General features: G+C 64.3%; 15 protein-coding genes. 3 read left to right on the forward strand and 12 right to left on the reverse strand.

All coding sequences use genetic code 11. The features are described from left to right. The first annotated feature begins 59 nt into the window (after positions 1–59). Positions 60–545, forward strand: a complete 486-nt coding sequence (gene purE / locus F8R15_RS09115) for a 5-(carboxyamino)imidazole ribonucleotide mutase (protein ID WP_078601327.1) — start codon at positions 60–62, stop codon at positions 543–545. Further along, positions 538–1602, forward strand: coding sequence for a 5-(carboxyamino)imidazole ribonucleotide synthase (locus F8R15_RS09120; RefSeq protein WP_152844353.1), 1065 nt, complete (start codon positions 538–540; stop codon positions 1600–1602). The genes purE and F8R15_RS09120 overlap by 8 nt, the downstream gene beginning before the upstream one ends. A gap of 44 nt (positions 1603–1646) precedes the next feature. On the opposite strand, the gene F8R15_RS09125 is transcribed toward F8R15_RS09120, so the two are convergent. Both F8R15_RS09125 and F8R15_RS09130 read right to left on the reverse strand, forming a co-directional pair. Continuing rightward, positions 1647–2450, reverse strand: coding sequence for a VOC family protein (locus tag F8R15_RS09125; protein WP_152844354.1), 804 nt, complete (start codon positions 2448–2450; stop codon positions 1647–1649). 12 nt (positions 2451–2462) lie between these two features. After that, positions 2463–2867, reverse strand: a complete 405-nt coding sequence (locus tag F8R15_RS09130; protein ID WP_078520821.1) for a DoxX family protein — start codon at positions 2865–2867, stop codon at positions 2463–2465. Positions 2868–2994: 127 nt separating this feature from the next. Here F8R15_RS09130 and F8R15_RS09135 point away from each other — a divergent pair, with 127 nt between their 5' ends. Further along, positions 2995–3888 (forward strand): LysR family transcriptional regulator, encoded by an 894-nt coding sequence (locus F8R15_RS09135; RefSeq protein WP_152844355.1) that lies wholly within the window; start codon positions 2995–2997, stop codon positions 3886–3888. Positions 3889–3892: 4 nt separating this feature from the next. Here the strand turns inward: F8R15_RS09135 and F8R15_RS09140 are convergent, their stop codons facing one another. The 10 genes from F8R15_RS09140 to F8R15_RS09185 all read right to left on the reverse strand — a co-directional run bounded on the left by F8R15_RS09140 (position 3893) and on the right by F8R15_RS09185 (position 11886). Further along, a complete protein-coding gene (locus tag F8R15_RS09140; RefSeq protein WP_083077119.1) occupies positions 3893–4450 on the reverse strand; it encodes a LuxR C-terminal-related transcriptional regulator in 558 nt (185 codons plus the stop codon). A gap of 30 nt (positions 4451–4480) precedes the next feature. After that, positions 4481–5005 carry a hypothetical protein gene (locus F8R15_RS09145; RefSeq protein ID WP_152844356.1) on the reverse strand — a complete coding sequence of 175 codons (525 nt, stop codon included), beginning with the start codon at positions 5003–5005 and terminating at the stop codon, positions 4481–4483. 82 nt (positions 5006–5087) lie between these two features. Further along, complete coding sequence (locus tag F8R15_RS09150) at positions 5088–5621, reverse strand: PepSY domain-containing protein (protein WP_152844357.1); 534 nt, start codon at positions 5619–5621, stop codon at positions 5088–5090. A 139-nt stretch (positions 5622–5760) separates the two neighbouring features. Beyond that, complete coding sequence (gene trpB, locus F8R15_RS09155) at positions 5761–6993, reverse strand: tryptophan synthase subunit beta (RefSeq protein WP_152844358.1); 1233 nt, start codon at positions 6991–6993, stop codon at positions 5761–5763. Positions 6994–7106: 113 nt separating this feature from the next. After that, positions 7107–7787, reverse strand: a complete 681-nt coding sequence (locus F8R15_RS09160) for a phosphoribosylanthranilate isomerase (protein WP_152844359.1) — start codon at positions 7785–7787, stop codon at positions 7107–7109. Between the two features lies 1 nt (position 7788). Beyond that, positions 7789–8145, reverse strand: a complete 357-nt coding sequence (locus F8R15_RS09165; RefSeq protein ID WP_152844360.1) for a lipopolysaccharide assembly protein LapA domain-containing protein — start codon at positions 8143–8145, stop codon at positions 7789–7791. 6 nt (positions 8146–8151) lie between these two features. Continuing rightward, the gene (gene ihfB, locus F8R15_RS09170; protein ID WP_075774953.1) at positions 8152–8439 is read right to left on the reverse strand and encodes an integration host factor subunit beta; all 288 of its coding nucleotides are present in this window, start codon (positions 8437–8439) and stop codon (positions 8152–8154) included. 302 nt (positions 8440–8741) lie between these two features. Beyond that, entirely contained in the window at positions 8742–10421 is a 1680-nt protein-coding gene (gene rpsA / locus F8R15_RS09175; protein WP_078520828.1) for a 30S ribosomal protein S1, read from the reverse strand. 196 nt (positions 10422–10617) lie between these two features. Next, positions 10618–11223, reverse strand: coding sequence for a glutathione peroxidase (locus F8R15_RS09180; RefSeq protein WP_253732503.1), 606 nt, complete (start codon positions 11221–11223; stop codon positions 10618–10620). 96 nt (positions 11224–11319) lie between these two features. Next, positions 11320–11886, reverse strand: coding sequence for a hypothetical protein (locus F8R15_RS09185; protein ID WP_152844361.1), 567 nt, complete (start codon positions 11884–11886; stop codon positions 11320–11322). Between the last annotated feature and the right edge of the window lie 3 nt (positions 11887–11889).

Below are 11889 nucleotides of genomic sequence, written 5' to 3' on the forward strand. Positions count from 1 at the left end.
GGGCTTGCCGCGACGGCACAGATTCCTATAGTGCGCGCTCCATCTGAAAAGGGGGCGTCATGAGCGTGAAAGTGGGAATCATCATGGGCAGCCAGTCCGACTGGTCCACGATGAAAGAGGCGGCGGAAATTCTCGACGAACTCGGTGTGGAATACGAGGCGAAGATCGTCTCGGCGCATCGCACTCCCGACAGGCTCTGGTCCTATGGCAAGACCGCGGTGGACCGTGGGCTGCACGTCATCATCGCAGGCGCTGGCGGCGCCGCGCACCTGCCGGGCATGATGGCCTCGAAGACGCGCGTGCCGGTGATCGGCGTGCCGGTGCAGACCCGGGCGCTCTCGGGCGTCGACAGCCTCTATTCCATCGTGCAGATGCCCAAGGGCTTCCCGGTTGCGACCATGGCGATCGGGGCTGCGGGCGCGGCCAATGCCGGTCTGATGGCGGCGGGGATCTTGGCCGTGTCGGATGCGGATCTGGCGAAGCGGCTCGACGACTGGCGCGAGAAACTCTCAGCCTCGATCAAGGAGGAGCCGGAAGATGAGTGAGCCCCTGCCCTTTGGATCGGTGATCGGCATCCTCGGCGGCGGTCAGCTAGGCCGGATGCTCTCGGTCGCGGCCTCGCGTCTGGGCTATAAGACCCATATCTTCGAGCCGGGCGCGAACCCGCCCGCAGGCGACGTGGCCCATGCGGTGACAACCGCGCCCTACGAGGACGAGGCCGCGCTGCGCGCCTTCGCCGAAGCCGTGGACGTCATCACCTACGAGTTCGAGAACGTGCCGACCTCGGCGCTCGATCTCTTGGAAAGCCTCAAGCCGATCCGCCCGAACCGCAAGGCGCTGGCCGTCAGCCAGGACCGTCTGGTCGAGAAAGCCTTCCTCAACGATCTGGGCCTCGCCACCGCGCCTTTCGCCGCCGTGGACGATCTCGAGGATCTGCAGGAGGCAATCGCCGAAATCGGCTGCCCCGCGATCCTGAAGACCCGTCGCTTCGGCTATGACGGCAAGGGTCAGGTTGTGATCAACGCGCCCGAAGAGGCCGCCGCCGCGCTGGAGGATATGAAAGGCGCGCCTGCGATCCTCGAAGGCTTCGTGGAGTTCTTCAAGGAGATCTCCGTGATTGGCGCGCGCGCCGAGGATGGCGCGATCTCCTGCTTCGATCCGGGCCAGAACAAGCATGAGGGCGGCATCCTGCGCACCACGCTGGTTCCCGCCGCGATCACCGACAACCAGCGCACCGATGCGGTTCTGCTGGCGGCCAAGATCCTGAACAAGCTCGATTATGTCGGCGTGATGGGGGTCGAGCTTTTCGTCACCCGCGACGCGCTGATCGTGAATGAGATCGCGCCTCGCGTGCACAACTCGGGCCACTGGACGCAGGCAGGCTGCGCGGTCGATCAGTTCGAGCAGCATATCCGCGCCGTCACCGGCTGGCCGCTGGGCGACGGCTCGCGCCATTGCGATGTCGAGATGGAGAACCTGATCGGCGACGACATGGACCGGGTGCCGGGACTGGCGAAGCTCGCGCGGTATCAGGTGCATCTCTACGGCAAGGCCGAGGTGAAACCGGGCCGCAAGATGGGTCATGTGAACCACATCCTGTAAGCGAAAAAGGCGCCCATCGCGGGCGCCTTTCTCTTATCTCGCGATCACTTCGCGGACCATGTGAAGCGCGTGCCCCACGGGTCGGCCACGCTGTCGCCATAGGCCTCGCGGAAGGCGGCGAGCGGTTCGGCGTCCGCCTTCAGCCCCACCTCGACCAGACCGGTCGCGGGCTGGTGACGCTCTTTGGCCCCGCGGCTATTCCAGACATTGGTGGCGAGGTGGTGGTGATAGCCGCCCCAGCCGTGGAAATTCGCCCCCGGATAGCGGGCCATCACATCCGCGCCGAGCGTCTCGGCATAGAACGGCTCCGCCGGATCGAGCGCGCCCACCTGAAGGTGAACGTGGCCGATCACCGTGCCTTTCGGCGCGCCGCGCCATGGGCCACGGGCCTCTGCCATCACGTCGCGCAGGTCGATCGGATCGGTCACCATCGCGATCATCCCGTCCTTGCGCGGCCAGTCTTCGCGGGCGCGGTCGCGGTAGATCTCGATGCCGTTGCCCTCGGGGTCGTGCAGGTAGACCGCCTCGCTGACAAGGTGATCGGACGCCCCGCCGAGCCGGATACTTTTCTCTGCGGCGTGGGTCAGCCACGCGCCCAAATCGGCCCGCTCGGGCAGCAGGAAGGCGGTGTGAAACAGCCCCGCTTCCGACCGGCTTGATTTGCGCGCCGATGCGTCGGCCTTGAGGATCACGAGGACCTTGCCATCGACGCCGTAGCGCGCCTCGGTTGCGTCGCCCGCTATCCGCTCCAGCCCGAGCACGCCCTCGTAGAACGCACCCACCGCCGGGAGGTCATGGACCACGAGGGTCACATGGCCGATTTCGACATTTGCATCACTGGTAGCCATCGTCTCCTCCTGTCACTTCAGTTTGGTCGGGCGCAGCGCATAGAGGCCGTCACCCAGAGCCGCGAGCGCGAATTGCACGATGGCCCACATCACCGGGTATTCCCAGCCGCCGCCCTGGTTCGAGAAGCCGAAGCCGTTGCCCCAGTGTGCCGTGAAGGCCGCGCCGAGCAGGATGAACCCGAGCCCGAAGGATACGATCCGCGCATAGATGCCGGTGATCAAGGCGATACCGCCGAGGATCTCCGCCGCCATCGTGAGGATGCCGAGCCAGCCGGGCAGGCCCAGCGATTCAAAGAAGCCCATCGTGCCGGCCGGGGTAAAGACGAACAGCTTCGTCAGCCCGTGGACGAGGAACAGAGCGCCGGTCAGAAGGCGCAGGACGAGGATGCCGTAAGGGGCGAGTTTGGTGTCGATCATGGTCTATCTCCTGTACCCGCACTCTCTGTGCGGTGTGTTCGCGTTACAGCGAGGAAATTAGCCATTCCGTTAGCGAATAAAATGGATATTATCAGGAATGACTTTTACCATTTTGTTCTGAATAGCGATGGACATCACCGAACAGCTCCGCGCCTTCGTCGCCACCGCCCGTGCGGGCTCTTTCACCGCGGGGGCAGAGCAGCTGGGCATCTCCAATCGGCTCGCCTCGAAATACGTGGCCGAGCTGGAGGACCGCCTTGGCACGCGACTGCTGCAACGCACGACGCGGCGGATCGGGCTGACGCCCGCGGGCGAGCGTCTGCTGGCCGAGGCGCCAAGCGTGCTCGACGGGCTCGACGACCTTCTGGGCGCGGTGTCGGAGCAATCTCGCGGGTTTTCGGGCGTGCTGCGGATCTCCGCGCCGGTCACTTTCGGCGAGGTCTATCTGGCGGAAATGCTCGCGCGCTTCGCAGCCCCCCACCCCGATCTGGTGATCGACCTGACGCTCTCGGATGCGGCGACCGATCTGGCCGCCGAAGGGATCGACCTCGCCTTTCGGATCGGGCAGCTGCGCGATCAGGCGCTGCGGGCGCGCAAGCTGGGTGAGATCGGGATGCGCGTCGTGGCCGCGCCCGCCTATCTCGAACGCGCGGGCCGCCCGGACCAGATCGCCGATCTGGCCGATCACCGCTGCATCCATGACACCAATCACAGCGCAATCCCGCATTGGCGCTATCGCGAGGGTGAAGAGATCGCCGCCCTGCCCGTCCCCGCGCAGATCCGCGTCAATAGCGGGCGCGCCGCCTGCGAACTTGCGCTGGCGGGGCATGGCATCACCTATGGGCCGGAATTTGTGCTGGAGCCGGAGATCGTGGCGGGGCGGCTGGTCTCGCTCTTCCCGCCCGAGACGCTGCTGCGTATCCCGCTTCATGCGGTCTATCTCGACGGGCCGCGCCTGCCGCGAAAGCTGCGCGCGCTGATCGATTTCGCCTATGAGGATACGCGCGGCCTCAGGGGCTGACCGCTCAACCCTTGGCCACCGCCGTCACACCGCGCTTCGTCGCCGTGTCTTCGCGCTGCGCCGCCTCGGCGCGCTGGTCCATCATGTCTTCGACGAAAAGGCTCAGAAGCGCGCCGCGCCCGTTCACCCCCGCTTTACGGTAGATCGCGGCGCTTTGTGCCTTCGCGGTGCCCTCGGAGGTCTCGCGGAGCGCTGCGATCTCCGCCGTGCTCAGCCCCTTGATCGCAAAAAGCGCGACCTCACGCTCTGCCGCCGTGAGGCCCCAGTCGGAGAAACGCTCTTCCAGCAGGTCCTCGAAAGCCGAGGTCGCCCGGCGTAGACGCGCCTTCGCCCGTGCCCCCTCACGCAGCGCACCTGCCAAGGCGAAGGCGCCAAGCGCGAGCCCCAGAATGAGGCCAAGCGCCGCTCCGAGTTCGAGGATTTCGCGGTTCTGCCAGCTGATCGGCGCGGGATAGAGGCCAAAGACCGAGAGCAGGATATCGGAGATGAAAAACAGCGCGCAGACCGCCTGAAACAGCAAGATCGCCCCGACAAGCACCGCACGGCGCAGCCGCGACGTCATAGCGCCGCTCCCGCCGGTCGGTCCGAGGCGTCAATCATCGCCGCTTTCCCCGCCGCCATCGTCGCCGCCACCGCTGTCGCCGCCGCCACCACCGCTACTGTCGCTGTCGCTGCTGTCATGGCTTCCGCCATCGTCGCTGCCCGACGCGCTACTGCTATCGTCCGAGGAATCGTCGGAGGAGTCGTGATCGGACGAGTCGCTATCGGAGGTCGTCGTTGTGCGGTCGGAGGTGGACGTCCCGGAATAGCTCCCCGAGGCGGTGCCGCCCAGAGGGCTATTGTTCAGGATCGGCGTACGGCTGGAGCGCGACAGGTCGCGCAGAATCTCGCCGCTGCGCGGATCGAGGACGATTTCGCGCTCGACGCCTTTGCGCGTGCCAGTGATGCGCACGCGGCCCAGCAAGGTCCGGTGCACGTCGATATTCTGGTAGCCGTAGGATTTGAGCTGCCGGGTGACCGCTTCGCTCGCGGTCTCGGCCCGCGCGAGCCCTGGCGCCACGGGCACGCTCAGCGCGCCGATCAACGCGGCTATCGCCAGATCTCTGCGCAGTCTCATCGGCAAAACTCCTCCCGCGCGCGAACGCGGCATTTCAGAGGATTATGCCCGGCGCACATGGCACCGGGCAAGTCCGTTCGGATCAGTCGTCGTCGCCGCCGTCGTCGCCGCCGCTGTCATGCGACCCGCCGCCGTCGGAACCACTGTCGTGCGAACCGCCATCGTCAGAGCCGCTCTCATGCGAGCCGCCGTCATCCGAGCCGTGATCGGAATCGGACGTGGTGTGGTCGTCGTCGTGGCTGTCATCCATGTGATCGCCGCTGCCCGAATGGTCGTCGCCGTGATCGTCCATATGGTCGTCGTCGCTGCCGTCGTAGAAATCTTCCGACTGCTGACGGACGCTGACGCCCTGCGTCATGTCATAGCCGGCGCGCGTCCGCGACATTTCCTGCTTCTGGATCTTGCCGGTGGCGCGGTCGTAGACCACTTCGATCTTGGTGCCGTTCGGGTTGTAACCCTCGGCCTTCACCTGCGTCGGGCCGACCTTGATCTCGACATTGGTGAAGCCATTGGCCTGCAGATCGGCAGCGATACCGTCCGTGGACACTTCAGCCTGTGCCATATGCGCCGAGACCGCGAGAGCCGCCAGCGCGGCGAGGGTGGATTTCATTTTCATCTTCTATCTCCTCCGGAACAATTGTCCGCCGCGGGCTGCGACGTCGGAGCAAAGGGTCGGCGGACAACGCCCGCCGGTCCATTGCCAATTGGGTTATGGAGGAGCAATAAACCTCAGGTTGTACGCCGTAAACCTGAGTTTATGCGTCCATGTCGAATCCGAGATGCTTCGCGACCGCGAAAATGTCCTTATCGCCGCGCCCGCACATGTTCATCACGATGATATGGTCCTTGGGCAGATCGGGCGCGATCTTCATCACATGGGCCAGCGCGTGCGACGGCTCGAGCGCGGGGATGATCCCTTCGAGACGGCAGGAGAACTGGAACGCCTCCAGCGCCTCCTTGTCGGTGATGTTCACATATTCCGCGCGGCCGGTGTCATGCAGCCAGCTATGCTCCGGCCCGATGCCCGGATAGTCGAGCCCGGCCGAGATCGAATGCCCTTCGAGGATCTGCCCGTCCTCGTCTTGCAGCAGATAGGTCCGGTTGCCATGCAGCACGCCTGGACGCCCGCCGGTGAGCGAGGCGCAATGCTCCATCTTCTCGTCGACGCCATGACCGCCAGCTTCGACGCCGATGATGCGCACCGATTTGTCGTCGAGGAACGGATGGAACAGGCCCATCGCGTTCGAGCCCCCGCCGATCGCCGCGATCACGGTATCGGGCAGACGGCCCTCGCCTTCCTGCTCTTCAAGCTGCCAGCGCACTTCCTTGCCGATGACAGATTGGAAATCGCGGACCATCGCCGGATAGGGATGCGGCCCCGCCACCGTGCCGATGCAATAGAACGTGTCGCGCACATTGGTCACCCAGTCGCGCAGCGCGTCGTTCATCGCGTCCTTCAGCGTGCCGCGGCCCGATTTGACCGGGACGACTTCGGCGCCCAGCAGGCGCATCCGGAAGACGTTCGGCGCCTGACGCTCGACGTCCGTGGCGCCCATATAGACCACGCATTTGAGGCCGAACTTCGCGCAGACGGTCGCGGTGGCCACGCCATGCTGGCCAGCGCCGGTCTCGGCGATGATGCGGGTCTTGCCCATGCGTCGCGCCAGCAGGATCTGCCCCAGCACGTTGTTGATCTTGTGCGCGCCGGTGTGGTTCAGCTCGTCGCGCTTGAGATAGATTTTCGCGCCGCCCAGCTCTTCGGTGATGCGGGGCGCAAAATACAAGGGCGACGGGCGACCGACATAGTGCTTCCAGAGATCGTCCATCTCCGCCCAGAAATCGGGATCGGTCTTGGCTTTCTCGTATTCCTCTTCGAGCGAGAGGATCAGCGGCATCAGCGTCTCGGACACGAAGCGGCCACCGAAAATGCCGAACCGCCCGTTCTCGTCGGGCACATTCATGAAGGAATTGATCAGATCGTCAGCCATGGCACACCTCGCGCTATTCGTGAGGATCGGTCTAGCGTCAAAGCGGGGCGAGATAAATCCCCGCCCCGGCATCTGGCTAAAAATACTCGCGTCTGCGTGGGGTCCGGCGCCGCTCAGGCCGCGCCCTGACGGGCCGCCTGAATGAACGCGCGGATTTTCTCGGGGTCTTTGACGCCCGGCGCGCTCTCCACGCCCGAGGAGACATCGACCTGCCGCGCGCCGGTCAGCAGGATCGCCTCGGCCACATTGTCCGGCGTCAGCCCCCCGGCCAGCATCCAAGGCTTCTCCCAGGTGCGCCCGGCGATCAGCCGCCAGTCGAAGGAAAGCCCGTTGCCGCCCGGAAGCTCCGCCTCTTTCGGCGGCTTGGCGTCGAGCAGGATCTGGTCGGCCACTGCCTCATACTCCGCGATCTTCGGAAGATCGGCGGCATCGGCCACGCCGACGGCCTTCATCACCGGCAGACCGAACTTGGTGCGGATTTCCGTCACGCGCTCAGGCGTCTCCGAACCGTGAAGCTGGATCATGTCGAGCGGCACGGCGTCGGTGATCTCGGTGAGCAGCTCGTCGCTCGGGTTCACCACCAGACCGACCTTGGCGATGCCGGGCTCGACCTCCTGGGCCAGCGCGCGCGCCTCGGCGATTTCCAGATGGCGCGGGGATTTGGCGAAGAAGACGAAGCCCACATACCGCGCGCCCGCCTCGACGGCGGCGGCGATATCCTCGGCCTTGCGCAGCCCGCAAATCTTGACGCGGGCGAGACCCTGCGCATTGCGGTCTATGGCAACGGTGGGCATCTCAGCGCGAGGGCTGTTCGAGCAGCGCCAGCACGTCGTCCTTCGGGCCGGTCTTGTCGTGGCGCAGCGTCTGAACTTCAGCTTCGAGCTTGCGCGCCTTGCGGTCCGACTGGCGGGCATTGCGGCGCAGACGCGACTCGCGCGCCCATTCCCAGACGAAGCCGATCAGAAGGCCCAGCAGGACGCCCGCGAGGATCACGAGGAACAACGGCACCTGAACCGCCCAGTCCCAGCCAAGGAAGCTGCCCGCCTCGAGCGGCAGCACCCGCAGCGTGACGATTTGACGATTGGCCAGCGCCAGCCCGATCAGGACCACGGCGAGCAGACCGAGAAACAGCAGCCGAAGCGCTCGAATCATTAGCTCTTATTCCTCTTTCCCGTTCAGCCGGTCGCGCAGCAGCTTACCGGTCTTGAAGAAGGGTACGTGTTTTTCCTCGACCTCAACCGCTTCGCCGGTGCGCGGGTTCCGACCGGTGCGCGCGTCGCGCTTCTTGACGGAAAAGGCCCCGAACCCACGAAGCTCGACGCGGTCGCCCGAGGCCAGCGCCTCGGTGATCTCGTCGAAGATCGTATTTACGATTTTTTCGACATCCCGCTGGTAGAGATGCGGATTCTCCTCGGCAATCTTGGTGATCAACTCAGAGCGGATCATCTTGTTATCTCCCCCCACGGGCTTGGCCGGGTGTCCCCCCGGCTCTTACATGCGTCATTTCCCAATTATAGGACCAATCGTTGCAGCGCGGAACAGCAAAGACCCGGAAAATCCACGTAAAATCGAGCCCCTAGCGGTCTGCCGCCGACGGAAGCGCCTTCGCAAACGCAGAAATTCAGCGCTTCGCCCGCCCACGCGTCACCCGTTGCGCGAATCGTCGTCGCAGATCGCCAAGCTTTTGCGGAACGAAAAAGGCCCCGCCAAACGGCGGGGCCTCTCGTTGAGCCAAGCGGCTCGATCTCTTATTGGTCGCCCTTGAGCGCGGCACCCAGGATGTCGCCCAGCGACGCACCCGAGTCCGACGAACCGTACTGTTCCACGGCTTCTTTCTCTTCAGCGATCTCACGCGCCTTGATCGACACACCCAGCTTGCGGGTCTTGGAGTCGACGTTGGTCACGCGGACATCGACGTGATCGCCAACCTGGAAGCGCTCGGGGCGCTGGTCGGCACGATCGCGGGCGAGGTCCGAACGGCGGATGAACGACTTCATGCCGTTGTATTCCACCTCGACGCCACCGTCTTCGATCGCGGTCACGGTCACGGTCACGATCGAACCACGCTTCACGCCGTCAACGGCATCGGAGAACGTGTCGGCGTCGAGCGCCTTGATCGAGAGCGAGATACGCTCCTTGTCGGTGTCCACTTCGGTGACAGCGGCCTTGACCATGTCGCCTTTGCGGTAGTCCTGGATCGCATCCTCGCCACGCTGTTCCCAGCTGAGGTCCGAGAGGTGCACCATGCCGTCGATGTCGTTCTCGAGGCCAACGAACAGACCGAATTCGGTGATGTTCTTGACTTCGCCTTCGATGACGGTGCCAACCGGGTGGGTCTCTGCGAAGACTTCCCACGGGTTGCGCATGGTCTGCTTGAGGCCAAGCGAGACGCGGCGCTTCGCGGTGTCGATCTCGAGGACCATGACGTCGACTTCCTGGCTCGTCGAGACGATCTTGCCGGGGTGGACGTTCTTCTTGGTCCAGGACATCTCGGACACGTGCACGAGACCTTCGACACCCGGCTCCAGCTCGACGAACGCGCCGTAGTCGGTGATGTTGGTCACGCGGCCGGTGTGGACCGAACCCAGAGCGAACTTCGACTCGACCGAGTCCCACGGATCCGACTGCAGCTGCTTCATGCCGAGCGAGATGCGGTGGGTTTCCTTGTTGATCTTGACGACCTGGACCTTGACGGTCTCGCCGATCGACAGGATCTCGGACGGGTGGTTCACGCGGCGCCATGCCATGTCGGTGACGTGCAGCAGACCGTCGACGCCGCCCAGATCAACGAACGCACCGTATTCGGTGATGTTCTTGACCACACCATCGACGACCTGACCTTCGGAGAGGTTCGCGATGACTTCGGCGCGCTGTTCGGCGCGGCTCTCTTCGAGGATCGCACGACGCGAGACAACGATGTTGCCACGACGACGGTCCATCTTGAGGATTTGGAACGGCTGCTTGAGACCCATGAGCGGGCCAGCGTCGCGCACCGGGCGCACGTCAACTTGCGAGCCGGGCAGGAACGCGACAGCGCCGCCCAGATCGACGGTGAAGCCGCCTTTGACGCGACCGAAGATGGCGCCTTCGACGCGCTCTTCTTTGGCGTAAGCTGCTTCGAGACGATCCCATGCCTCTTCGCGGCGGGCTTTCTCACGCGAGATCACGGCTTCGCCGCGAGCGTTCTCGACACGGTCGAGATACACTTCGACTTCGTCGCCGACTTCGATCTGCGGAGCCTCGCCGGGGTTGGCGAATTCTTTGAGTTCGACGCGGCCTTCCATTTTGTAGCCGACATCGATGATGGCCTGGCCCGCCTCGATGGCGATGACCTTGCCTTTAACAACCGAACCTTCGTTCGGGGTGTCGATTTCGAGGCTCTCGTTCAGAAGGGCTTCGAATTCGTCCATGGTTGCATTTTGCGACATGCGTTCAGATTTTCCTTTTCATCTTCGGTTTTCTGGCCTTGCGGTTGGCTCCGCCGGTCTTTCGTTGGAATGTCTGTGCTGCAATAGCATACGGGTCGGGTGAGTCCCAACCTGTCTCAGACCGCGCCCATATAGGCGCGATCAGCCAGTATCGCAAGCATTTATTGAGTCATAGACAGGGCGCGAGGCCTTTCGCTCAGCCTCGGCTCGCGGTTGCGAGAGCGGCTTTGACGTCGCCCAGCATCCAGGCCGAAAGGGGCTCTGCGCTGGCGGGATAGGTCGCGATCACCGAGCCGTCGCGGCCCAGTAGCACCTTGTTGAAGTTCCAGCTCGGCTCGAACCCCTCGGTTTCGCGCATCCAGCGATAGAACGGATGCGCCTGCGGCCCCTTCACCTTGGCGAGCTGCGCCATCGGCAATTCGGCCCCGAAGGTCAGCGCGCAATAGCGCTTGGCTTCCTCGGCACTGGAGAGTTCCTGCCGGAAATCGTTCGACGGCACGGTGAGGATCACCAGACCCTCGCGGCCATAGGTCTCGGACATTTCCTGCAGCTCGGTGAATTGCGGGGCGAAGCCGCATTTCGAGGCGGTGTTGACCACGAGCACAACCTTGCCACGGAAATCGGCGAGCGAGACCGTCTCGCCCTCCACCAGATCGAAGGACAAATCCCCCGGCACTGGCATCGCGGGCCGGGCTTTCACCGCGATCGGTTCGGGCGTCGCCGCCGGGCCGTCGGCGCGTGCCGGAACGGTCGCAAAGGACACGCATGACAGCATGCAGGCCAAAATCAGGGACAAGCGCATCGGTCCACCCTCGAAATACATCCACCAATACCCAACGCGAGAGTCGGGGAAAAAGTTCACCACTTCGTGAAGATATATTTCACGCGTCCCTTTTCTTCAATCGCAAATGCGGTCGACGCGGCGGTATTTCGGCTCCGGGAACTCCGGTATTTCCATGGGATCACGGGGTTTTACGCCCGGACGCACCGCCTCCGGCGCGGTGTTCACGCTGTCGAAATCGAGCGCGAGGCGCTGACAGATTCCAAGGCTTTTCTGCCCGATATCGCCGAGATCGCGCAGATCGATCAGATGACCGCCCTTCCGCGCGTAGCCGGTCACCCCGAAATCGAGCGGCGGGTCGAGGCGTAGCCTTTCCGTCTCGGGGCCGAACAGCGCAGCGCCGCCCTCCCAGTCCTTCGCAGGCCCGAGCGCCACCTGCACCTCGAACCGTCCCGGCGGCACCAGCAGGCGAAAGAATTCACCGCCCTGCGCATAGGCGCCCATCACATCCTGCCCGGTCGTGACATCGCGCAGCACGATATAGAGATCGCGATCCGGGGCGGATTTGATCTGCAGCGGCATGGTGCGCGGCAGGTCGGTCTCGCTCCACAGCAGGCCCTGCGGGCGCCCCTCGGCAGTGGCCTGCGTTGCAAGAACCAGCGAGAGGAGAACCCAGCGCAGCATGCC

Origin of the sequence: Thioclava sp. JE_KL1 (assembly GCF_009296265.1) — a bacterium.
Taxonomy (GTDB): domain Bacteria; phylum Pseudomonadota; class Alphaproteobacteria; order Rhodobacterales; family Rhodobacteraceae; genus Thioclava.